A 22,634-nucleotide genomic window follows, 5' to 3' on the forward strand; every position below is an offset into this window, starting at 1 on the left:
AAAGGGAGTTGTTAAAATTAGCCGCCGATAGCCAAGCCAATTTACAGGTGGCAGAAACAGGGGATATTGTCTATGTGTTTCCGCAAAATTTTAGGACAATTCTGAGGAATAAATACTGGCGACTGCGATGGGAAAAATGGCTGAAAAAAGCATGGGACATTATATTCTACCTAATTCGGATTTCTTTCGGCATTATCTTGATAACCTCTATAATAATCATGTTGATAGCAATAGCCGTAATCATCATAGGAATAAGTAGCGGTGGAGGAAGAGACAATGAAAACAGGAGAAATGGCGAAACAGCCAATTGGGCAGGAGGAGTGTGGTCTCTGCCGAGGATTTGGATTATGCCGGATTTCTTTTGGATATTTACTGGAGAATATGAGGAAAGATTCTACGAAAAAAGAAGGGAAATTGAATCAGGCAGTGGAAGCGGCCGGCTAAATTTCCTGGAGTCGATTTATTCTTTCCTGTTTGGAGATGGCAACCCAAATAAGGATTTGGAAGAAAAAAGATGGCAGTATATAGCAGCAGTAATAAGAAACAACAATGGGGCAATAATTGCAGAACAAATAGCCCCCTATTTGGACAACATTGATATTAGCAAAGAGACGAGTGAGGATTATATTCTACCAGTGTTAATTCGCTTTAATGGCTATCCGGAAGTCAGCGAAACGGGTGAAATTATCTACTACTTCCCAGAATTACAGGTGACGGCATCGGAAAGGGAAAAGATGGAAATACCCCCCTATTTGAGGGAAAACCTATGGCAATTCAGTATGGCCACAAGTGGACAAAAAATGGCGGCCATTGGCCTAGGAGGGGTTAATATTATTCTAGCTCTAATGTTGGGCAGCCTATTAACCCCAGGGGTGGTAGAACAGATGGGGGGTTTTATCGCCTTTGTGAATTCTATCTATGGCATACTCCTAACCTATGCTATAGGCTATCTCGCCATTCCCCTCATTCGTTATTTGTGGCTACAAAGACGTAACCGGAAAATTACACAAAGAAATCAACAAAGGGAAAGACAAGCTTATCTACTCAATACTTCTTCACGGTTGCAACAAAAGATTCTATATGCTAGAAACTATGGGCAACAAAAAATCCTGACGGCAGGGGACATGGTATATTCTACCGAAAAGGATATACTAGAACAAACTATAGAAAAACTGGATGGCAATGGGGAAGAGTCTTAGGGAGATTGGTTGCCGCCGATGGAACTGTTTTGGGGGAAAAAGATGCCAGAATCCCAAAGATGAGTATAACGGATACCTAAACCAAACCCAAACCCACCAAAGCCAAATACCGTGGAGGTAATAAGAAGAAAATAACAAAGGGCAAGTCTACGATTGTTGGCATCTTTGGCGGCTTTTTTTGCAGGGGAAGAAGACTGGGAAGGCTGATGTTTTTTCGCCACAGGGGGGATTTCTAATTTAGGAGATTTTGACATAATATTGGGGATTACGGTTACTCTTTTCATGATTTCCAGCAAAAAGATTACTCAATCGATCGCTATAATACATCACACTCGTGCTCATGGGTGAATTATTCCGGATTAGGGATTGGGAGTGGGAGGTGGAGCTTTATGATTGTAAACCAGTACATGGGGATTAGGGAAGGGGATATTTACGGAGGAGATAGTCTATAGCTTCCTGGCGGGAGTGGATAAGGCCATCTAAAAACAGGGCGCGGATTTCCTCTAACATCTTCTTGAAGGCTTTTCCAGGCTTGTAACCTAACTGTTTTAAGTCATCGCCATTAAGGGGCGGTTTCCGTTGACGCCAGTGCATTAAATAATCCCAAATACAACGTCTAATGAGTTTATCACTTTGGAGAGCGACCAGTATTAAAGTGAGGGGGGGATAGTTATCAAGACAGAAGACCTTTTCACTTATCCTCTCACAGGTGGGTAGGATTTTATGGATTGTTTCCCTGTCGGCAGGTAAACAACGAAGACGTTGGATACTGTCTTGGGGCAGTTGTAAACTCTCAGCCACATTTACCCCCTCGGGGAAACTAGCTAGGATGACCTCCAAACGTAACAGCCAGGGGGAAACAGCAGTAGAAGGGGGTAGAGTTTGATACAATTTCAACCAGCGCTCAAGAAAACGGAGTTGCCACCAAACAGTGGGGGTAAGCTGGCAATGACGATGGATACAACGCAACGCACCAATTTCCTGAAGCAGTCTTAAAGCAGACTGCCAGTAGGGGGCGGAGAGAATATAATACAATTCTGTCCGTAGACGGGTGGTTAAGGCGGGAAGTGGTTTGTTTTCCAAGGAAACCCTCTCAAATACGCCGCAGTGGATGGCATAGTCCATGTATCTGCGAGTCTCTTCTTCTATTGTGAAGTTAAGCCTTACGGCAAAACGTACAGCCCGATAAATTCTGGTAGGATCTTCAATAAAGCTATTGGGATGTAAAACCTTTATCCTCCTCAGACGCAAATCCCTGACGCCACCAAAGAAATCCAATAATTCACCAGAATTAGGGGAAGTGAGACGCACCGCCAGGGCATTTATGGTAAAATCCCTTCTATACAAGTCTTGACGGATAGAACTAGATTCTACCTCGGGATTGGCAGCAGGATAAGGATAAAATTCCGTGCGCGCCGTGGCAATGTCCACCCATAATGAGCCCAATTCTGGATCTTTATGCCATAATAGGGCAGCCGTTTGAAATTCTCCATGAACACTCATACGAGCCTGGGGATAGATTTTTCTCAATGCTTTAGCTAAATGCACACCGGCTGCGGGGGTTGTCGCCTGGTGATAACCGTCCACTACTAAGTCAACATCTTGTAGATACACAATCTCTTTATCCTCACTGAGGAGTAAATCCCTAACCGCGCCACCGACAAGATACAGGTGCCATCCCTGTTGTTGGGCGCATTCCGCCGCTGCTTGTAGTAGTCGCCAGAGTGGGGGAGAAAGTTTATTAGCCAGGGAGAGGAGAAGACAGGAAACCATGGGGAGATTGGAGGGGGAATGGGAGGGCCGTAGATGAGGGTGACAGGAGTGGAGATGACGCAAAACATCGGTGCGGGTGACGATGCCTACTAGTTTTCCCCCTTCCATCACCGGCAGTCTGCCGATGTCATTTTCCACCATCAACTGTTCTATTTCTGGTAAAGTGGTATTAGGATGGATAACATGGACATTTCTCGTCATATAGCCCTTTACCGGAGCATGGGCGAAACCGTGGTGTAAAGCCAAATCGATATCTCGACGGGAAATAATACCTACCAGTTGCTGTTGGGAGTCTACTACTACTAATCCCGAATGTCCATATCTCAGGAGTATCCTCTGTGCCTCGGCTATGGTGGTATCTGGTAGAATGGTGCGCACGGGGTAAGACATCAAATCCTTGGCAGTTAGGGGGGTGGGTATTGCCTTTTTTACCCGGTAGACTACTCTTTCCAGGATTTCCTTGGGGTTATGACAGCGTATGGTGAGGGAAGCGGCACTTTTATGACCCCCTCCTTGGAATTCTAGAAATATTTGGCCTAAGTTGACACTTTCCACACTGCTACGGCCGATTATTGTCAATTTTCCTGGTTTTCCGTTTTTGGCGCCGTAATAATGGGCAAAGAGGAGAATATCGGTTTCGCTCAAATCACGGATGCGGCTGACGAAGGTGGACAAACCAGGGATATAATGGGGAGTGCAAACCAGTATCCAGCCGATGGTATAACCGTGGATGGTTATAGTTTCCAGATTTTTGAGGGCACTGGGCAATAATTTTCTCAGATTTGGTGCTATTGTAGGCTCTACAAATTCTGCCAAGACTTTTAGATTGACACCCTGACTCATTAACCAAGCCAAAGCCGACGCATCCCGAGGGGTGGTTTGTTCAAAAGTAAGTGAGCCTGTGTCTACGTGGATCCCCAGCGCCATAGCAGTGGCCTCTATACTATTCAGGCTGAGGGATTTTTGTTGCAAAAGTTCACAAATAATAGTGGTACAGGCACCGACTTTTTCTATATACTTGACCACAATGGGGGTTTTTTTGTCATTATTCAGAGGCGGGGTTAAATCCTCTGTCTCTTCGTGGTGGTCATAGATAACCACTGATTCTATATTGTCTAATTGTAGCCATTCTTGAGCCTTGCCGAGACGTTGAGGTTTCTGAGTATCCACCACCAAAAGACGACGGAGAAACAGGGGATTAACGCTACGAAATTCCACTAGGGGAAACTCATCCCGGTGAAGGCTTAAAAATTTTGTGACGGAGGGATGTGCCCCATTTACCAGTAGTATTTTCGCCCCGGTATAGAGTTTGGTCAAACCGACGGCGGCCCCTAGGGCGTCAAAGTCGGCGTTTTGATGACATATTATTAAGTCCATGCACCATTAATTACCATTTAGTGATAAACAGTTATAATCGGATGGAAAAGCAGTATCATATAGGAGTATATATGACGCAAACCCTAACGGCAGAAGAGGTTTTCCGCAAAGCCTACGAGAATCGATACGTCTGGGATGAGAATTTCCCCGGATACACCTGTGACATCACACTCAAAACTCCAGAGGGTACTTATACTGGAAAAGGTCAAATCACGCCCGATCTTAAGTATAGCGTTTCTGGCATTGAGGATGGGCCGGCCAAAAAGGGGATGGAGCAACAACTGTGGGAGATTACCATTCACCGGGTAAATGATAGCTTTGAAAAGGCCCATGGAGAAAACACCTTTTCCTTTGGCCAAACTGATGCGGATGGGGCGGTAGAAATTCTTGTGGGTGGGGCTGCTGCCGGTAACAAATACAAGGTCAAGGACAATGTTGTCACTCTAGTTTACCGCAAGGTTGGCAACTTGTATGTTACCATCAACACCTTTGAGGTTTTACACACAGAAAAAGGCTATTTATCTGTTGCCTATGATTCCGTCTACACAGATGTGGAAACTGGGAAGCAAAGGGGACCAAGGAGTATTTTTCGGGATAAATTTGAGAAAATAGGCGACTACTATATCTTAACTAATCGTCAGATAACAAAGGAAGAAAACGGGAAAACGTCAGGGACAGAATATACCTTTTCCAACATAGTTTTGGGAACATAAAATTCCTAAATTAATATTTAGATATCACGCTGTTTATCTGCCGCATAACAGGTAGCGGCGTGTTTTTTTTTATTATTTCTTCTTATTTATTCCTTGCTCATTGACAGTAAAAGAGAGGAACATTTTGGGGGATAATTACTGTCACAATCAAACCACCGACACACCAACTAATGAGTCAATTTTCCCATGACGAGTTTGTAAAAGAATATATTCCCCTGTTGTATTCAGAATACGGGGAAGTGAAAGCCGGGGCAACCCTTAGCAGCCAGAGACAGGAGATAGACATTCTCTTTTATCCTAACAAGCCCCTTCCCTCTTTTCTCGGCCTGTTGGGAAGGATAGTCTTCGACTGTACAGTTTTGGAAGTATACCGCAACCCGGTAGTAGGAGAACAAATCCGCAGTTGTCTGGGAAAATTAATAGAGCTACATAATAGCCAAAGAGGACAGGCAAGACTAGACAATAGTTCCACAAAAACTCTGGCCTTCCTTTGGATAATTACACCCACCATTTCAAAGTCAATACTCAAACAATTTGGGGCTTTTTCACCACAGGGATGGGAAAGGGGGGTATATTTCCTGCCACCTGGGTTAAATACCGGCATTATTGCCATCCACCAGCTACCAGTGACAGATGACACTATCTGGTTGAGAATTTTGGGAAGGGGAAAAGTACAACTCGAAGCCATAAGAAGGCTACAACAATTCCCTTCTTCCTCCCCCTACCGGGAAGAGGTACTAGAATTGGTCTATGGCTTGTTGGCTAAACTGGAAACCAGAGACAAAAGCAAACAAGATAAAGGAGAGGAGGAATTAATTATGACTTTGAGAAGCCTTTTCCAGGAAAAAGTTACCCAAATCCGACAACAAGGGTTACAAGAGGGCTTGCAACTGGGAAGACAACAGGGGGAAAAACAAATAATCCTGCGTCAACTTGCCCGAAAGTTGGGGGAAATTCCCGAACCATTGAAGGAGAAGATAACGGCTTTACAGACAGAAAGACTAGAAAGACTGGCAGGGGATTTGTTGGAGTTTAATAGCCTGGAGGATTTAACAAGCTGGCTGGAAAAACAATGAGTCAATTTCCCCATAAGCCAAAAGCTATTTCTGGGAACTAACAATTAATCACCTGGTGGTAGAGTTGGAGGATTTTTTGTGCTTTATTAGGCCAAGCAAATTCTCTTGCTCTTGAGATTGCTCCCTCGGACATTTTCAATCTTGTTCCCTCATTTTCTAGCAAAAATTCTATTTTTTCTGCCAGTTGTTGAATTACATATTGTCTGGAAATTGGCTCTATTTTAAAGCCCGTTTCTTCAGTCACGTATTCGCCAATACCGCCATTATTAACAACAATACAGGGCAGTCCACAAGCCATTGCTTCTAACACCACAGCCCCTCCAAATTCCCTTACCGAGGGGAAACAGAAAATATCGGCCATTTTGTAAAACTGGAGGACCTTTGGCCAAGTGACCCATCCCGTAAATTGGACTAGGTTTTCCAGATTTAGTACTTTCACTAACTTTTGAAGGTAATTTTTCTCCTCCCCATCCCCCACTATGATTAGAGAAATTCGTTTTTTCCAGTGGATTTTTAAGTTAGCAATTGCCCTTATTACCATATCCGCCCCTTTGTATGGTACAAGCCTTCCTACAAATAGAATGTTGATTTTCTCATCGTTTTTTTTTTCTGCTCCTTGGTTGATAAAAGAAATCCTCGCTGACCCCATTTTCATACAGCAGTACCATTCTGTCATCAGGAAGATTGAATGTCTCTTTTAGCATGTTTAAGGTATAAGTGGATCCAGCTAGTATCTTAGTAGCTTTTGTGTAGGTTTCTCTGTATCCAGGTACTACAAATCTGCCTATATCTCTCAAAAAATTGAGGCTGGCATTTTCTTTTTTTGCCACCTCGGAAAAGCCTGGGGGAAAGGGCAAACCCCCATTAACTGGTCCAAGAATGAAGGGAATTTTGGACTTGAGACAGGCCTTTATCACTTTAAAGGGGTATCTGGGTATCACGGGGGTTATACCATGGACAATATCATATTTCTTTTCAGCAATAGCCTGTTTGAAATGCTGATAAACTTTTTGGTTAAATTCTGCATAAACGGGATAAGTAAGAGCATGACGGAGCGGCCAGTTTACACCTCCTCCAGTTTTAGAAGATATAATAGAAGCTAGTCTGTAATACATGCTAATAAATCGGCTCTCGTTAGTGTAAAATATCTTGCTGTGGTCTATATCTTTTTGTTTTTCCAATGCCCTTTTATTTCTCTGGTGAGTAACTAAAGTAACATCTGCCAGCCGGCTAATTTCTCGGTAGAATTGATAGCCCTCCAGAGGTACAGAAGATAGTTCTGGATTACACTGTTCAATGACTAATAAAACCCTTAACCTGTCCCGGCGATTATCCATGAAGCTACTGCTAAGATGAAGTTACAATTCTGTTGTTATTTTAACTGGCAGGCAGATAAAGCTGAGCCGCGAATGAGAATATATCTACCATGATTAAGGGAAAATAAAAGGAATAAAAAAGCCGATTTTATTCCCCTTTTTATTTCCCGAAATATCACAATGCAGTGTCATAAAAGACCAATTATGACATGGAGTCTGAGGCATTGGAAAACGCTAAGGGATGTTCTCCCGGGGTAATAGCCTCGAAAAAAAAAATACTACTTAAGGACTTGACAAAAAGAGAAATGTATGTTTTCATGGAGGGGAGGATAAGAATGGGGGTAGTGTGGTCATTCTCGGGGGCAGGGACATTTCTAGCTGATGGGCAAGTTGGAGGAGCAGGGAGTCCTGGGCCGGTTTAGCCACCAATTGGATGCCAAGGGGGAGTCCATCAGTGGTAAAACCAGTGGGGAGAGAAATAGCGGGTTGTCCGGTGGCGTTGAAGGGGGGACAGGGGTTAATCCAACGGATAATCTCAGAAAGGATTTCCTCTGGCGGTTTTTCGGCCCAGGCGCCTATTTTGATGGGAGGGGACAGGTAAGTGGGTAACAGTAGAATGTCAAATTCTTGGAAAAAGGAGAGTATTTGGCGGGAAATCTGATGCATTTGTGCCAAAGCCCTCAGGTAGGTGCCTAAATCGGGGGCGTTGGCTAAGAGCCACTGATTCATGGGGCTGAGAATGGAGGGGGAAATCTGTAGAGCTGCAAGGGTGGACTGCCAAATGAGTCTAAAGGGTTCCACCAGGGGGGTAAAATCGGGAGAGACGGGAATAATTTGATGCCCCATACCCTCCAAAATACGGGCAATGGACTCCACCTCTTGTTGTACTGAGGGGTGGGTTGTAGTTGAGGGCAAAACGGAGGTGGTAAAGGCGATTTTAAGGGATGAGGGGGGTTGAGAAATAGAATCCAAAAAGGGAGTGGGAGGACTAGGCAGCCAGTAGGGATCCCCTACCACATAACCGCTGAGGATGTCAAGGAGGGCGGCACTGTCGGCTACTGTGCGGGTGAGACAACCATGGGTGGCAATACCGCCGGGATATTCTCCAACTGGTGCATTAGATATACGCCCCCGAGATGGTTTCAGTCCCACTATACCACAACAAAAGGCGGGACCGCGAATGGAGCCACCTCCGTCAGATCCTGGTGCCAGGGGTAACAAGCCAGCGGCCACTGCGGCGGCTGCCCCCCCTGATGAGCCTCCTGCGGTGTGTTCTAAATTCCAGGGGTTACGACAGGGTGGTAAACCGGGGGATTCTGTGTAGGGGAGAGTGCCAAATTCCGAGGTGGCGGTTTTGCCTATGATAATAAAACCGGCGGCTTCTAGTCTTTTGGTGATTTCCTCTGAATAAGTGGCAACTTGTTTTCTGGATTGCAAAAGGGCATTGCCATAACCGGTGGGCATCCCCTCTACGGCATATAAGTCCTTTATAGCCGTGGGTATGCCGAAAAAAGGCGGCAGGGAGGACCTGTCTTTTGTTTTACCTATTATTTCTGTTTGTAGTCTAGCTTTGGCCAATGCCCCCTCTAAGTCTATATAGGCAAAACAACCTAGAGATTCCGCGTACTTTTCTATCCTACTGATATAACACTGCAACAATTCTAGAGGAGACAAGTCTTTTTTTCTGATTAAATCTGCTAGTTGTAATGCGGAAAGCTCTGTTATTTCCTCTCTTTGCATCTATTGATACCCCGAACGAATTGGTGTTAGTTTGAGCAAAAGGGAAGAAATAAAATCTTTTAGTCATAGATTAGCGGTAAAAACCAGCCATTCCCTCCAAGTGGGGTTGGACTTTTATGCGAACTAAAACACAGGTGAGATTATCATGGCCATTTATTTGATTGCCCAGGTCAATGAGTTGGGATGCCCCCTCATCTAAACTGGCCCTGGAACTGATAAGAGGCAGAAGGGTTTTCTCCCAGTGGTTTTCTAGCAAATTGTTATCATAGAGGCCATCAGAACACAAAACAAGGAGGGTGTCCTCTTTGATGTCAAAAAATTGGATTTCTGGGTGGACATGGCTACTATCCCTTGGGCCAAGGGCCTGGGTTAGCTGATGGGCGTCGGCGCGGCCATAGGCGATTTCTGGTTCTACCCCCTGCTGTATTTCCATTTGAGCTACGCTGTGATCTCTGGTCAACTGTTCCAAACCCCACTTCCTGGTAACCCGATAGACGCGACTATCGCCTACGTGGGCAATGGCCACCTTGGTATCCTGCAGCAAAACCATAGCCACGGTAGTACCCATGCGTCCGGCCCCCACTTGACCCTTATTCTGGTTGAGGGCAAAAATAGCATCGTTGGCCATTAGAATCCCCTTGCGGATAGTTTCCTCAGAGGGCAATTGATTTTCCGTCCAGTGTTGTTCAAAATAGCTGGTCAGGAATTGTACAGCGGCAGCACTAGCTACTTCGCCACTAGCATGTCCTCCCATGCCATCACAGACAATATACAACCCCCTAGCACTGACATATGTTCCTTTGGTAGTCTCCGACTTGCGGATGGAGGTTTCCATGGCAAAGTAGTCCTCGTTGTGGGTACGACGACGGCCGACGTCACTTAGGGCGGCATCTGCGACACTGAAAAGACGCATGGGGAGGACTAGAGTGGGTTGCTCGTCGCCTTCTTCGGGGAGGTTGACGCGGGTGGCCTCTACAGAGGCCGCTTCTTCTCCTCCCATGGCTTCGGCCACCGTTTTTAACACATCGTCTTCAGAGGGAATATTTAACGATTCTTCTTCGAGGAAGGATTCGATTTCCAATTGTTGGGAAAACCCATCCAACTCTGAGCGTAGTTGCTTAGCGGATTCTATAACCCCTGATTCGATTTTGGTCATCAACTCCTCAATCCAGGTTTGGTATTTCTCGTCCAAATCCAGAAGCAAGTCGGCCCAGGTTTGTACTAGTTGTCGCAAAAGGGGTGGGTTTGAGGCGGCATCCAGATAAATCCTATCCAAAAGGAGATTTTCTCCGTCTTCAGTCTTGAGGTTTTCCAACACCAGCAGGCTGTTACGGCAATTGAGTTTACTGAAGACTCGCCACAGTTTAACCATGTGTTTTAGCAAGTCCAAAACCTGTTGGGGTTTAGGTGGTTGCTGCTGCCAGTATTCACTGAGACACCGGGCATTACTGTGTTGGCCTATTATGACAATTTCTTGGTCTGATTCTTTATCTAGCCAGGCATCCAGTAGTTCTGGTACAGTGGGGTTATGTTCCGCCAGGGTAAGGTAAATAAAGGCCAATTCTGGAATCCCAGCTTGTTTAAGACTTTCTTTTTCAAAATCATCAATAGTCTCCAAATTCTGATCCAAAATGGTTTTAGCCGAGGGATCTGTGTCCAGGACAGGGATGCTAAAATACTGACGGTTGTCCACGGTGGCGTAGGGAGAAAGGGAGGAGGGGGGGAGGGGCGCCGCTAGGGTATATCGTTGGGAGGAGTCGCCGGGGAAGGGAAAGGGGATACGAAGGGGTTTACCCAGGGGGCAGGAGATAATTCCTTGATAGGTATTTGTTTCTGTGCTGGCGGGCATAGGAGTACTTCCAACTATTTACTAATTCACCTATTATAGGAGCAAGGGGGGGGGGGGGGATTAGAGATGGGGGGGAAGGAGGAGTGGGGAAAAAAGGCCCCCCGGAGAGGGTTAAAATCGGGGCATGCCGAGCCGGGGATGGATTGGATTTGCCCTATCTCCATTTTTAATCTTACTGGTCTGCTGGACGGCGAGGGGCTTTACATTTCGTAAAATATCGTCTTGTTGGGGCTTCCCGGGGGGAAGAGAGCCACGATATGCCCTGATAGAAGCCTGTTTGATTGGGATTTTGTCTGCCTTGGCGGCCTTAGTGCTAAAAGGGAGCCCAACCCGTTGGACTCTTATGGTTTGGAATTGGTATCCCATTAGGGCGCCTTTTTTGTTCTACTAGTCTAGAGTTCATTTTGGGGCCCTTTGGCGAGGCTCTTTGGCTGGTGAAGACTTTTTGCCCCAGTGCTGCTATTGTCCGTCTAACTTTATTACTCCTGTAATATAACATTTTTGTATTTTAAAGTAATAAAAGATATCCCTGGGGACGATTTTGGCATTGGGCGCGGTATTAACCCTAGGACTGTGAATATATTGGAGCAGCGGCCGGAAAGTCAACTCTTCCCAATTGGTCTCAAACGGTTTATACCGGTATGTGGGATTGACAGGACTGGGCTTGGGGAGAGCCTTCCCGTGATGCAACAGGGCTCATTTGGTACGCTGGGAACTTTTCTATGATGAAGACGTCCTGCAAACCTGGGCAAATAAATGCATGGCTTTCGCTCCTATATAGGGAGGTAGTTATGCAGTGGCAGAGAATTAGCAGATTAGTGGGCTTCTTGCTGGCCGGTTTGGTTAGTGCGTCACCTGCTTTGTCTGCTCCAATAGACATTATTCTTTACACAGGTGGGGACGACTTAAGGGGCGGCAGTTTCTTTAATTTTTACATCAAGCTTCAGGGTCAACCCCTGCGTCAGTTCAGAGATGTCAATCGTAGGGCTAACTTGCCAAACGGATCCCTAAATCGCTACCGGTTAGATTTACCCGAACTTACTTCTCCCGATCAGGTAGAGTACTGCGAGATTGAGCATGTAAGCCAAGAAAGTTTTCCCCAGACTGCAGACAACTGGAATCTCGACATGGCAATTGTTCTCTTTCGCCCCCAAGGACGAGGGCCATCGGTTGTCCTCTGTGAAAGGCTAAGTCCTCACCGGTTTACTGGTGCTAGTCGCAGATTAGTTATGCAAAGAGCTTTCTAACTCTCTAGTTTCTCTCAAGAGCTTCCTTGATGACAATACCGTTGTTTTATGACAAACGACCTTGACTCCAGGGGGATTCCAAGCAGGCTAGCAATAATGCAACCATTATCTACCTGGTATCTACCCGGGAATCTCCCCTCCTCTTCCTGGGCTTGTACTGGGTTTTGAAGAAAAACTCTAGAGTAATCAAGAAACAGTGGGCAGTTTGGTTAGGAAAAGTTATAAGTTGGGTTTAAAGGCGAATCGGGTGGGCACATCAGAATATTCGGGATTGAAACACACTATGGATGTGTGGTCATGAGGCTTTTGCAGTGGCGTTTCACCAAACCCTTGAAGCAACTTTCTAGGGTGTCATTGGGTGCTGGGGTGTTCCTATGGTTGTTCACTCTGCCCGGTAACAGTAGCGCGGCAAAAACTTTCCAAATATACGATGTTTCACTTTCTGCGCGTGTCATGCACGCAAGACCCGTAACCTGCGGACGCCCCACCCATGCCAGCAAATCGCTGGTTGTCATCGCCGTGGATAGAGACACACGTATTCTTTCCCCAGATGGGAGGCAAATACATCTTCGCCAGCTTCGGCCTGGTATGCATGTCCGCGTTAGGGGCGAGCAGACCAGTCCAGGAAGTATTCTTGCTGCTGAAGTAAGGCTAGCTAAAGGGGAAAATTTAATATGTAACAAGCAGATATAATGCTATATCCCTTGCCTAACAACCTTTGAGGATTATCATCTACAAAAGCAATCTCTGTAGTACCGTGTTTCAGCGGGCAGGGTTGGCGCACAATTTTCCCGCCCTTGGCCTTAATTTTTTCACAGGTGCCGTAGGTGTCCTCGAATCCCAGTCGTAGTTGTTTTGCCCCCATTTGTAAGTCAGTTAAATTGCGGCAATCTTTTAATCTTTGTAATAAAAAGAATCTGGGCAAGTTCCTCTCCCCGGTTACTCGCCCAGAAATTAAACACCACGGTTATGATTGTTGCTTTGCTACCAGAAGCTCAGAGACAGACGGGCTGTGGAGTCTCCCAGCGATTGAGGGTTTTCCCGATTACCGCCAATTGTTGCATTAATTCGGAAAATGCCTGTGGAGTCAAAGACTGAGGGCCGTCAGAAAGGGCTTTGGAGGGATTGGGGTGTACTTCTATCATCAAGGAGTCGGTTCCCGCTGCTACGGCCGCCATAGCCATACTAGGTACAAATTCTGCCTTGCCGGTGCCATGACTGGGGTCGATCATGATAGGCAGATGAGTAATTGAACGTAATACTGGTATTACTGATAGGTCGAGGACATTACGAACGTACTCGGAATCAAAGGCGCGAATGCCTCTTTCGCAGAGGATAACATTAGGGTTGCCGGCGGCAAGGATATACTCGGCGGCCATTAGCCATTCGGTTATGGTAGCAGACATCCCCCGTTTAAGCAAGACAGGTTTAGACTGTCTCCCCACCTTTTTCAGCAGGGAGAAATTCTGCATGTTTCTAGCGCCTATTTGAAGGATGTCGGCGACTTCTGCAATTTTTTCCAAGTCGGCAGCGTCCATCACCTCAGTGACTACCCCCAGGCCAGTGGCTTCCTTGGCGGCTGCTAGTAGTTCCAGGGCACTCTCGCCGTGTCCTTGGAAGGCGTAGGGAGACGTCCTAGGCTTGTAGGCCCCCCCTCTCAACAATTTGGCTCCCGCCTGTTTTACCCTTTTGGCGGTTTCTATGATCATTTCTTCATTTTCTACCGAACAGGGGCCAGCCACTACTACTACAGGATGCCCCATACCGAACACCACATCACCATTTGGGGTGGGCACTACCACTTCGCTGGGTTGTCCATGACGGAATTCGAGGCTAGCACGTTTGAAGGGCTTTTCTACCCTCAAGACACTCTCTATCCAGGGGCTAATCTCCTGGATGTGTTCGGGGTTAAGGGTGGCCGTTTCGCCTACCAGGCCGATAACCACCTTGTGTTTGCCCACTATCTTCTCCGGTGTCAACCCCCAACCGGCTAACTCTTCGCTCACCCTTGTGATTTCTTCTTCGGGGGTTCCTACTTTCATTACTACAATCATACTGACAAACCTCTGTTAGCTAGTTTAGTCCGCTAAAATACTGGTCAATTTATCGAGGGGTTCATGGCGGTAGCCGGCGACTACTGCTACTACCACTGGTTGCAGTTCCCCTGTCTTCCCAATTGTTTACTATATTAGTCCTTGTTCACGGCTTTTTGACGATGTTCTCGCCAGGCCGACACGAATCTGCCAAAATTGAGCTTAAATTCCGACCATCCCCACCAACTGCCCACTCTGTCTTCATCCCAACTGGCAGAAAAAATCCCATAACTGAGGCCCAACACCCCCAGCCCAAACAGGCCCAACGTCACCAATAAAACCGCCGTGTTGGGCACTTTAAACCATTCCTGGGACACCAAGGCATAAAAAACGAAAAAAGAAAGAACCCCCATACTAGTGGGGACTCCACTGAACAGTGCCATTCTTCTTACCATTCTTTTGCTTACCACCTCAGGGATGCCGTAGGTGAAGCGGTTGTACCGGTGTTTACTTTTTTCTTGTGCTACCCCGACATTCTCCCTTTGACTTTTGGTCGGGCTGCCAGCCTTTTTGTCTCCTGCTTTTCTTTTTTTGTTGCTTTTCGGCTCAAAGGGTAATGAATTTTTAGTATTAGGAGATGACATGGTCTTTAGTGGACTATGGAAGTGGATTTTAACCACGGATACCCAGTTGTTGGATTAGTTGTTGATGTTGTTGTGGATTTTTTCTTCTGAGGTAGTCTAACAAACCCTTTCTCTTACCGATGAGTTTCATTAACCCCCGGCGGGAAGCGAAATCTTTTTTATTGTTTTTCAGGTGTTCGCTGAGCCGATTAATTCTCTCCGTAAGCAAGGCGATTTGTATGGGGGATGAACCGGTGTCAGTCCCGTGAATTTGATACTTGTTAATTATCTCCTGTTTTTGCTCTTGGGTCAGACTCATTTTTTCCTTTCTGGCACACAAAACCTAAAACACTGTGATCTAGGATTATATCACATATTATGGTCAGGCGGTTAGGGTGCAGGGATGTAGTAGGGGGTTAGGACGTGGGGGGGTTAGGATGTGGGGTAGACGAGGGGTTGTTGTCATCCTGTTTCCCGGGATAGTCGAACTTGTAGCCCACACCGCGAATGGTAGTAATAAACTTGGGATGGGAGGGATCTTCTTCTATTTTGCGACGAATCTGGCCGATATGCACATCTACCACCCGATTGTCACCCATTGGTGTACTTTGCCATACTTGTGCTACCAATTCCTCTCTTGTCCACACCCGATTTGGATTGCAGGCCAGAAAGTATAATAAGTCAAATTCCAAGGTTGTCAATACCACTGGATTTCCTCCCACGGTGACTTCTCTGGTGACAGGATTGATGGAAAGTCGACCAAAATCCAACACTTTAGACTTGGTTTGTTTTAAAGGGAAATTGCGTCTTCTTCTTAGAATTGCCTGCACCCTAAATTCTAATTCTTCCAGGTCAAAAGGTTTAGTAAGATAGTCATCTGCTCCAGTTAGAAAACCTTTTTTTTTGTCTTCCAAGTCGGTGCGACTGGTTAGCATTAGAATAAATACATCACTGTTTTTCTGCATCTCGGCGCAAAGATTGTAACCGAGTGTATCTGGCAGATTTATATCCAGGATTACTAAATCCGGCTGGAATTTTTTAAAGATTTCTATGGCGGTTTGTCCGTCATTAGCCGACTCGACTTGGTATTTTTTTTGACTAAGGAAACGACTGATTAAGTTGGCGATGTGAACATCATCATCCACTACAAGAATCTTGGCCGAGGTTGTTTCCATAGGGGGTTGGAAAATCTAGTTTTGCTTGCTAACACCGGTGATAGCAGTTGGCTTTTTTGTGTGTTCCGCCGCACAATATTAAACCCACTAACTATCCTACAACATCTAGCCCTATTGGTAAACAATTTGTTAACTAAAAGAGGCCATAGGGTGATTCAAATATAATGGATCTTAATACGGCTTGAAGCCAAAAAACCGGCAAAGGAGGTAACTGTTAGTATGAACAACTTGAATCCTTACGAACAGTTGGGCGTTAGGGAGGATGCTTCCTTCGAGGAAATACAACGGGCTCGCAAAAGACTACAAGAGCAGTACAGCAATAACCCCCAGGTTTTAGAGTCCATTGAGATTGCCTATGATGCCATTATTATGCAGAGACTGCGTCTGAGACAAGAGGGGAAGATAAAAGTGCCTGATCAGATTCGTTTTCCGGAAAAAATGCAGGAAAATAGGAATATACCCCCTCTTGTTGAACCCATTAATGTCCCTAGTTTTCCCGTTTTTTTAAGGGAATTATGGGAGCCTAGTTCTGGCAGAAACCTATTAATAAGCGGCCTAATTTTTCTAGTTTTAATTTACTCCGCCTTCTCCTCCGCCACGGGGGAGAATCTCCCGCTTTTTTTGACGGGGGGAGTAGCAGCCTGTCTGGTATTTTTGTTTCTGAAGACCAGGCTTTTTTGGCGAGCATTCTTCGTCACTTTTATCAGTTTTATTGCCTCTGTTGCCGGAGGTTATTTGTTATTTCACCTAATAGCCAATACGGGCCTTCAGTTAGGCATTTCGGCGGACGCTTTTGCTACATTATTTACCCTGGTAACTATGTGGTTTGTGGGTAATTTTCTCCGCTAAATACGCTAAAAACGCCAATATAAATTATCCCTTTTTTTACTGGTGAATAGAACCATCGGGCATGATGGCGCCTTGTAGATTGCAATCTTCAAGGTTAGCCCCCATCAAATTTGCCCCTTGTAAATTGGCCTTTCTCAAATCTGCATGAGAAAGATTGGCATATGTTAAAGAGGCGCCCATCAGATTCACTTTCCTTAAGTCCGCACTAGTAAAATTGACATAACTAAGATTTGCCTCTGCCAAATTGGCCCGTTGTAGTTTTGATTTTTCCAGGTTACTTCCTTTCAAATCCGCTTGATAAAAATTGGCTCTTTTGAGATTGGCATTGACGATATTGGCTTTTACCATTCTACTCCCCACGAAAGAGGCCCTGGCAAAATTACTCCTATTTTTCTTCTCTTCCCCACTGAGGTTAGCAAGGGTTAAATCTGCATGTTCAAAGTTAGCTTTCCTAAAATTACCCCCTCTCAAATCCGCCCTAACCAGTTGGCTGAAGGAAAGATTTGCCCTTTCCAGATGGCTATTTCTTAAATTGCTACCCCTGAGATTACTCCCAATTAAAGTTGCCCTCCTTAAGTTAACTCCTGCTAAGTCTAGGTGTTTTAACTTAGCTTTGTTCAAATTGGCTCGAGACAGGTTTTTTCTTCCCAAAGATAGTCTCTTGTCGTTAAAATTATAGGCGGAAAAATCACATTTCACACATCTATTGCTTACTTTTATTTTTTCCACATCCCCCCTGTCATAAGCCAGAGCAGGGTAGGCATTTCTTGCATTTATAAATAGGAAGATTATCAAGAGTAATAACGCCGTTGTTTTCTTCACTTTTACCTCCATAATATATTTTTTGAAATTCTCTATTTTCTGTCTCTTATATCACACTTTTCTCAGACAATTTTATCATTTAACAAAAATTAACATATACTGGATTAGAGACTGGCTAGAAACTTTTGTGCAGGGAATGTTTCTGAGGAGATTGAATTTAAGTCACTTCCGGAATTACAGAGATGCGGAATTGTCTTTAGATAGTAGAAAGGTGATAATTGTAGGGGATAATGCCCAGGGAAAATCTAACCTATTAGAGGGGATACAATTCTTATCAACTCTCAAGAGTTATCGCACCAGCCGGGAGCAAGATTTAGTTTATAATCAACAAGGTAATGCTGAAATTGGTGCGGACATTATTCGCCATCATGGAGATTATAATTTGGGGATAAGAATTCCCGTAAAAGGGAAAAGAGAATTATGGGTAAACGGGCAAAGACTGTCACGGCATATCGATTTTTTGGGAATAGTGAATACGGTGTTGTTTTCCAGTCTTGACACAGATTTGGTTAGAAACGCGCCGGAATACAGAAGAGAGTGGCTCGACAACTTGCTGTTACAATTAGAGCCAATATACACTGCTATTCTGAGAGAGTATAACCAGGTAATAAAACAGAGAAATAGTCTTTTGAGATTGTGGAGAAATAGAGGCATAACTAACTCGGAGATGTTGGAAATGAGAATATGGGAAGAGAAGTTAGCGGAAAATGCTTGCCGGGTTATGAGGAGGAGAAAAAGGGCGATAGAAAGACTAAAACCCCTGGCCCAACTCTGGCACAATAAATTGAGTGATGAGAAAGAAAAGCTGGAAATAATATACCAACCAAATGTAGAATTTGAGGAGGAAGAGGAGGTGGAGAAAATAAGGGGTAGAATAAGAGAAAAATTAGAGATGAAAAGAAATACAGAAATTCAATTTGGCGCAACTTTAGTAGGGGTGCACCGGGACGACATTGGCTTTTTTATCAATGGGAAAAGTGTCAGACATTATGGCTCTAGTGGACAACAAAGAACTCTAGTGTTAGCCTTGAAACTGGGGGAAATACAACTGATTGAACAAGTGGTGGGGGAAACACCATTATTACTGTTAGACGATGTGATGGCCGAGTTAGATTTGCAACGCCAAAACAACTTATTACACTGTCTTGGCAGCCGTTTTCAAACCTTTATAACCACTACCCATCTCAACCATTTCTGTGACTCCATAATACAAGATGCACAAATTGTCAAGGTTGAACAGGGGCGTTTATTATACTAGTGGGGATGAAAGTGTTTTTATGTCATGGAGGTCTATTCTACAGGGTTATATTCGCCTTATGCTCTAAACTGTAAGACAAGTGTATCTCATTACACCCCAAGGGGAACGTCTTATAAAATATGGGCAAGAGGGAATAACAGAAACACAGATTGGGCAGTTTTATTCTGCAGTGCAGTTGCCTTAGTGACGTGAGGGGGGTTAGGAAAAATGCATTCCAGGCAACCAGAATCTGAATCCCAACCTTTGGAGGAGGTATTAGCAGGGGAAGAGGAAGAAAAACAGACTCCTATGAGTAGCTATAATCCCAAAAATTGTTTGATTCTGGCAGTGGATGACAATTTGTTGAGTAGGGCTCTGTTGGAGAACATTTTACAGGCAGAGGGGTACAGGACTAAAATAATGGCGGACAGCGAAGAGGTGTTGGTGTATCTAGAGTATCATAATCCCGACCTAATTTTGTTGGATTTAGTAATGCCAAAAATTGACGGTTTAAGGCTATGTAGACAGATAAAAAGTAATCCAAAGTGCAAGGATATACCCATAATTTTCATCACCGCTAGTGAAGAGAAAGAAAACCTCCTTCAGGCCTTTAAGATTGGTGCGGTGGATTATATAACAAAGCCTTTTCACCCTCAGGAATTGTTGGCGAGAGTGAGAACCCATTTAGACCTAAAATTTACCAGGGATGAGTTGAGAAAGGCCCTCAGGGAGTTAGAGAAGTTAGCCACCACTGATGAGTTAACCGGGGTAGCCAATCGTCGCCACTTTAGCAGCATAGCTGAGAGAGAATTTAACCTAGCAAAAAGACAAAAAAGACATTTTTCAATTCTGGTTTTAGATATTGACTTTTTCAAAAAAATAAACGACACCTATGGACATGCAGCCGGGGATTATGTAATCAAGTCAGTGGCCTGTTACTGTAACCAAACCATAAGGAAAGAGGATATACTAGCCCGTTGGGGAGGGGAGGAGTTTATTATCCTCTTGCCGGAGACCGCGTTACAAGACGCAGTACGGACTGCCTGTCGCCTGCGGGAGGGGATTGCCAATCTAAATTTAGAATTTGACTCTCATCCCATCGCGGTGACGGTTAGTATAGGCGTGTCCTATTTTCATGAAGCAGATGCCAGTCTAAATGATACCATCATCAGGGGCGACCAAGCCTTGTATAGGGCAAAGAATCTTGGCCGCAACGTGGTGGTAGACGAGAATGGGATTCCCTACAAACGTTGGTACGGGGATTAGAGCACAGGGGGACGTCACTGGCTCTTGTAAGAGCTTACTAAACATCCGCACTATCGTTGCCCATGTCAATGTCCAGAAAATTTGTTTTTTCCCCGTAAAAAAGGGACAATTTTTCCTTGAGACGGTGATAGGTGTCCCAGTCGGATTTTCTTTCAGCTTCCTTCATCCCCATAAAAAGATACTTGAAAGCCTCCTCACGGGCCTCCAGATAGCGGTGTTGACGCCATTTTAGGATAAAGAGACAGCCGGCATACATATCCATGAAGACATAGGCTTCCTCGGGGCGTGTCTCCATGGCCTTTTTTAGCCACTGATGGGCTGCATTATACTGCTCCAGGTGGAAACGAATGATGCCAATGAAGTAGAGACAGAGGAATTTTTCCCTTGAATCGTCTGCCAGTAGTTTTTCGAGGCGGATGAATTCCCGGGCAAACTGGTTTAGTTTTCTCCTGTTTACTACTCGTGGCGGATTGTCTTCCGAAAGGCAATCGGAGGTGAAGTACCTGTGTACTAACCGGTGGAACAACTCCCGGTTTGCCTGTTGAGATAAACTGACCATGCTAATTGTTTAATTCGGTTTTATTCATTCTAACCCATTTGCCAGTCTAGAAGAAAATCAGAAGGGAGTTTTAAGTTAAGATAAATTATGAGACGACACAGTTGAGGGGGCGATGAGGGAAAAAAGAATTTGGGTATATGACACAACCCTGAGAGATGGCGCCCAGAGGGAGGGAATAGCACTGTCTTTGACGGATAAACTCAAAATTGTGCGCAAATTGGACGAAATGGGCATTCCCTTCATCGAGGGGGGATGGCCAGGTGCCAATCCCAAGGATGTGGAGTTGTTTCGGCAGTTGCGAGTCACGCCCCCGAAGAAAGCGGAAGTGGTAGCCTTCTGTGCTACTCGTCGTCCGGGAAACAAGTGCGAACAGGATTCCCTCCTACAGGCCATTTTGGAGGCCGAAACCAGATGGGTGACTGTTTTTGGTAAGTCCTGGGACCTCCATGTTACTCAGGGACTACAGACAAGTTTAGAAGAGAACCTGGCGATGATCCAGGAAACCATTGCTTTTTTTAGACAAAGGGGGCGCCAGGTGATATACGATGCGGAACACTGGTTTGACGGTTATAAGGCCAATCCGGACTACGCCTTAGCCACCTTAAGGGCCGCCATAGCCGGTGGAGCCCAATGGCTAGTATTTTGTGATACCAATGGCGGCTGTCTTCCCCACGAAGTTTCTTCTATCATCAGTGAGGTTGTGGCCAAACTCTCCTCGGATTTGACCCACAATATAGGACTAGGTATTCATACTCATAACGATAGTGGAACGGCAGTGGCCAACGCCCTGGCGGCGGTGTTGGCAGGGGTGACAATGGTACAGGGGACCATTAACGGCTATGGGGAAAGATGTGGCAATGCCGACTTGTGTACCCTGATACCCAATCTACAATTGAAATTGGGGTATAAATGTTTGGAGGACGAGCAACTACAAAAGTTGACGGCAACCAGCCGTTATGTGAGTGAGATTGCAAACCTAGCCCCGGATGACCATGCGCCCTTTGTGGGGAAGTCAGCCTTTGCCCATAAGGGGGGCGTCCACGTGTCCGCAGTACTCCGTAACCCTGTGACTTACGAACATATTGAACCAGAAAGGGTGGGCAATGCAAGAAGGATAGTGATTTCCGAGCAGGCAGGCCAAAGTAACGTAATCTCCAAGGTGAGGGAACTGGGTTTGAATCTGGACAAACAAGACCCGCGGCTGAGGGAAATATTGCAGAAATTGAAGGATTTGGAATATGAAGGGTACCAGTTTGAAGGGGCTGAGGCAAGTTTTGATTTGTTAATTCTCTCCTGTGTGGGACTGAGAAAGAAATTCTTCACCATCAAGGGATTTCAAGTCCACTGTGACTTGTTGGCCCCAGAGGATAACTCTTCTTTTAGCCATTCCCTAGCCACCGTCAAGGTATTGGTGGACGGACAGGAGTTATTAGAAGTGGCAGAAGGCAATGGGCCAGTGTCAGCCCTGGATCATGCCCTGAGAAAGGCTCTTATGCAGTTTTATCCGGAAATAGGCCAGTTCCACCTCACCGACTATAAAGTCCGCATACTAGACGGATCAGCCGGAACTTCTGCAAAAACAAGGGTTTTGGTGGAATTCAGTAACGGCGAACAGAGTTGGACCACCGTGGGGGTTTCTACTAACATAATCACTGCTTCTTATCAGGCGGTGGTAGAAGGGATTGAATATGGTCTATTGCTCTCCCATGGGACAATCAATAACCCTGGCAAACAGCTTGCTCTGTAATACTTTGTGACACTGAGATCCGGTTTTCCTCCG

The 22,634-nt window shown here is 45.3% G+C and carries 19 protein-coding genes and 1 pseudogene; 8 read left to right on the plus strand and 12 right to left on the minus strand.

Annotated elements, in window-relative coordinates; all coding sequences use genetic code 11:
* Nucleotides 1-1,199: hypothetical protein (locus tag IGQ44_11520; protein ID HIK38604.1), on the plus strand; the 1,199-nt coding region annotated here is incomplete at its 5' end.
* Here IGQ44_11520 and IGQ44_11525 read toward each other — a convergent pair.
* Both IGQ44_11525 and IGQ44_11530 read right to left on the minus strand, forming a co-directional pair.
* Nucleotides 1,196-1,483 (minus strand): hypothetical protein, encoded by a 288-nt coding sequence (locus tag IGQ44_11525; protein ID HIK38605.1) that lies wholly within the window; start codon nt 1,481-1,483, stop codon nt 1,196-1,198. The genes IGQ44_11520 and IGQ44_11525 overlap by 4 nt on opposite strands.
* 130 nt (nt 1,484-1,613) lie before the next feature.
* Nucleotides 1,614-4,349 (minus strand): CBS domain-containing protein, encoded by a 2,736-nt coding sequence (locus tag IGQ44_11530; GenBank protein ID HIK38606.1) that lies wholly within the window; start codon nt 4,347-4,349, stop codon nt 1,614-1,616.
* A gap of 71 nt (nt 4,350-4,420) precedes the next feature.
* Here IGQ44_11530 and IGQ44_11535 point away from each other — a divergent pair, with 71 nt between their 5' ends.
* On the plus strand, nt 4,421-5,062 hold the full coding sequence (locus IGQ44_11535) for a DUF3386 domain-containing protein (protein ID HIK38607.1): 642 nt from the start codon (nt 4,421-4,423) through the stop codon (nt 5,060-5,062).
* A gap of 170 nt (nt 5,063-5,232) precedes the next feature.
* A complete protein-coding gene (locus IGQ44_11540) occupies nt 5,233-6,138 on the plus strand; it encodes a DUF4351 domain-containing protein (GenBank protein HIK38608.1) in 906 nt (301 codons plus the stop codon).
* A 37-nt stretch (nt 6,139-6,175) separates the two neighbouring features.
* Here the strand turns inward: IGQ44_11540 and IGQ44_11545 are convergent.
* The 3 genes and pseudogenes from IGQ44_11545 to IGQ44_11555 form a co-directional block, all read right to left on the minus strand.
* Nucleotides 6,176-7,475 (minus strand): annotated as a pseudogene (locus IGQ44_11545) (glycosyltransferase family 4 protein).
* Nucleotides 7,476-7,769: 294 nt separating this feature from the next.
* Entirely contained in the window at nt 7,770-9,194 is a 1,425-nt protein-coding gene (locus tag IGQ44_11550) for an amidase (protein HIK38609.1), read from the minus strand.
* 70 nt (nt 9,195-9,264) lie between these two features.
* The gene (locus IGQ44_11555; protein ID HIK38610.1) at nt 9,265-11,043 is read right to left on the minus strand and encodes a serine/threonine phosphatase; all 1,779 of its coding nucleotides are present in this window, start codon (nt 11,041-11,043) and stop codon (nt 9,265-9,267) included.
* 791 nt (nt 11,044-11,834) lie between these two features.
* Between IGQ44_11555 and IGQ44_11560 the strand changes: the two genes are divergently transcribed.
* The gene (locus tag IGQ44_11560) at nt 11,835-12,290 is read left to right on the plus strand and encodes a hypothetical protein (protein ID HIK38611.1); all 456 of its coding nucleotides are present in this window, start codon (nt 11,835-11,837) and stop codon (nt 12,288-12,290) included.
* A 655-nt stretch (nt 12,291-12,945) separates the two neighbouring features.
* Here IGQ44_11560 and IGQ44_11565 read toward each other — a convergent pair.
* The 5 genes from IGQ44_11565 to IGQ44_11585 all read right to left on the minus strand — a co-directional run bounded on the left by IGQ44_11565 (nt 12,946) and on the right by IGQ44_11585 (nt 16,121).
* Nucleotides 12,946-13,215, minus strand: coding sequence for a hypothetical protein (locus tag IGQ44_11565; GenBank protein ID HIK38612.1), 270 nt, complete (start codon nt 13,213-13,215; stop codon nt 12,946-12,948).
* A gap of 70 nt (nt 13,216-13,285) precedes the next feature.
* A complete protein-coding gene (aroF, locus tag IGQ44_11570; GenBank protein ID HIK38613.1) occupies nt 13,286-14,344 on the minus strand; it encodes a 3-deoxy-7-phosphoheptulonate synthase in 1,059 nt (352 codons plus the stop codon).
* 134 nt (nt 14,345-14,478) lie between these two features.
* Complete coding sequence (locus IGQ44_11575) at nt 14,479-14,967, minus strand: PAM68 family protein (protein ID HIK38614.1); 489 nt, start codon at nt 14,965-14,967, stop codon at nt 14,479-14,481.
* Between the two features lie 28 nt (nt 14,968-14,995).
* A complete protein-coding gene (rpsO, locus tag IGQ44_11580; GenBank protein HIK38615.1) occupies nt 14,996-15,265 on the minus strand; it encodes a 30S ribosomal protein S15 in 270 nt (89 codons plus the stop codon).
* 97 nt (nt 15,266-15,362) lie between these two features.
* Nucleotides 15,363-16,121 carry a response regulator transcription factor gene (locus IGQ44_11585; protein ID HIK38616.1) on the minus strand — a complete coding sequence of 253 codons (759 nt, stop codon included), beginning with the start codon at nt 16,119-16,121 and terminating at the stop codon, nt 15,363-15,365.
* Nucleotides 16,122-16,340: 219 nt separating this feature from the next.
* Here IGQ44_11585 and IGQ44_11590 point away from each other — a divergent pair, with 219 nt between their 5' ends.
* Nucleotides 16,341-16,970, plus strand: coding sequence for a CPP1-like family protein (locus tag IGQ44_11590; protein HIK38617.1), 630 nt, complete (start codon nt 16,341-16,343; stop codon nt 16,968-16,970).
* A 36-nt stretch (nt 16,971-17,006) separates the two neighbouring features.
* On the opposite strand, the gene IGQ44_11595 is transcribed toward IGQ44_11590, so the two are convergent.
* Nucleotides 17,007-17,699, minus strand: coding sequence for a pentapeptide repeat-containing protein (locus IGQ44_11595; protein ID HIK38618.1), 693 nt, complete (start codon nt 17,697-17,699; stop codon nt 17,007-17,009).
* A 229-nt stretch (nt 17,700-17,928) separates the two neighbouring features.
* Here IGQ44_11595 and recF point away from each other — a divergent pair, with 229 nt between their 5' ends.
* Together recF and IGQ44_11605 are read left to right on the plus strand one after the other, a co-directional pair.
* On the plus strand, nt 17,929-19,050 hold the full coding sequence (recF, locus tag IGQ44_11600; GenBank protein HIK38619.1) for a DNA replication/repair protein RecF: 1,122 nt from the start codon (nt 17,929-17,931) through the stop codon (nt 19,048-19,050).
* 288 nt (nt 19,051-19,338) lie between these two features.
* On the plus strand, nt 19,339-20,295 hold the full coding sequence (locus IGQ44_11605) for a diguanylate cyclase (protein ID HIK38620.1): 957 nt from the start codon (nt 19,339-19,341) through the stop codon (nt 20,293-20,295).
* 37 nt (nt 20,296-20,332) lie between these two features.
* Here the strand turns inward: IGQ44_11605 and IGQ44_11610 are convergent, their stop codons facing one another.
* On the minus strand, nt 20,333-20,854 hold the full coding sequence (locus IGQ44_11610; GenBank protein ID HIK38621.1) for a hypothetical protein: 522 nt from the start codon (nt 20,852-20,854) through the stop codon (nt 20,333-20,335).
* Nucleotides 20,855-20,966: 112 nt separating this feature from the next.
* Here IGQ44_11610 and cimA point away from each other — a divergent pair, with 112 nt between their 5' ends.
* Nucleotides 20,967-22,601: a citramalate synthase gene (cimA, locus tag IGQ44_11615; protein HIK38622.1), complete on the plus strand. Its 1,635-nt coding sequence runs from the start codon at nt 20,967-20,969 to the stop codon at nt 22,599-22,601.
* Nucleotides 22,602-22,634 lie beyond the last annotated feature (33 nt).

Origin of the sequence: Geminocystis sp. M7585_C2015_104 (assembly GCA_015295805.1) — a bacterium.
Taxonomy (GTDB): Bacteria; Cyanobacteriota; Cyanobacteriia; order Cyanobacteriales; family Cyanobacteriaceae; genus DVEF01.

Coding starts and splice junctions, on each gene's coding strand:
- IGQ44_11585 (HIK38616.1), bottom strand. CDS start 16,121: ATGGAAACAACCTCGGCCAAGATTCTTGTAGTGGATGATGATGTTCAC.
- IGQ44_11610 (HIK38621.1), bottom strand. CDS start 20,854: ATGGTCAGTTTATCTCAACAGGCAAACCGGGAGTTGTTCCACCGGTTA.
- IGQ44_11535 (HIK38607.1), top strand. CDS start 4,421: ATGACGCAAACCCTAACGGCAGAAGAGGTTTTCCGCAAAGCCTACGAG.
- aroF (HIK38613.1), bottom strand. CDS start 14,344: ATGATTGTAGTAATGAAAGTAGGAACCCCCGAAGAAGAAATCACAAGG.
- IGQ44_11590 (HIK38617.1), top strand. CDS start 16,341: ATGAACAACTTGAATCCTTACGAACAGTTGGGCGTTAGGGAGGATGCT.
- IGQ44_11560 (HIK38611.1), top strand. CDS start 11,835: ATGCAGTGGCAGAGAATTAGCAGATTAGTGGGCTTCTTGCTGGCCGGT.
- cimA (HIK38622.1), top strand. CDS start 20,967: ATGAGGGAAAAAAGAATTTGGGTATATGACACAACCCTGAGAGATGGC.
- IGQ44_11550 (HIK38609.1), bottom strand. CDS start 9,194: ATGCAAAGAGAGGAAATAACAGAGCTTTCCGCATTACAACTAGCAGAT.
- rpsO (HIK38615.1), bottom strand. CDS start 15,265: ATGAGTCTGACCCAAGAGCAAAAACAGGAGATAATTAACAAGTATCAA.
- recF (HIK38619.1), top strand. CDS start 17,929: ATGTTTCTGAGGAGATTGAATTTAAGTCACTTCCGGAATTACAGAGAT.
- IGQ44_11530 (HIK38606.1), bottom strand. CDS start 4,349: ATGGACTTAATAATATGTCATCAAAACGCCGACTTTGACGCCCTAGGG.
- IGQ44_11525 (HIK38605.1), bottom strand. CDS start 1,483: ATGAAAAGAGTAACCGTAATCCCCAATATTATGTCAAAATCTCCTAAA.
- IGQ44_11540 (HIK38608.1), top strand. CDS start 5,233: ATGAGTCAATTTTCCCATGACGAGTTTGTAAAAGAATATATTCCCCTG.
- IGQ44_11605 (HIK38620.1), top strand. CDS start 19,339: ATGAGTAGCTATAATCCCAAAAATTGTTTGATTCTGGCAGTGGATGAC.
- IGQ44_11555 (HIK38610.1), bottom strand. CDS start 11,043: ATGCCCGCCAGCACAGAAACAAATACCTATCAAGGAATTATCTCCTGC.
- IGQ44_11575 (HIK38614.1), bottom strand. CDS start 14,967: ATGTCATCTCCTAATACTAAAAATTCATTACCCTTTGAGCCGAAAAGC.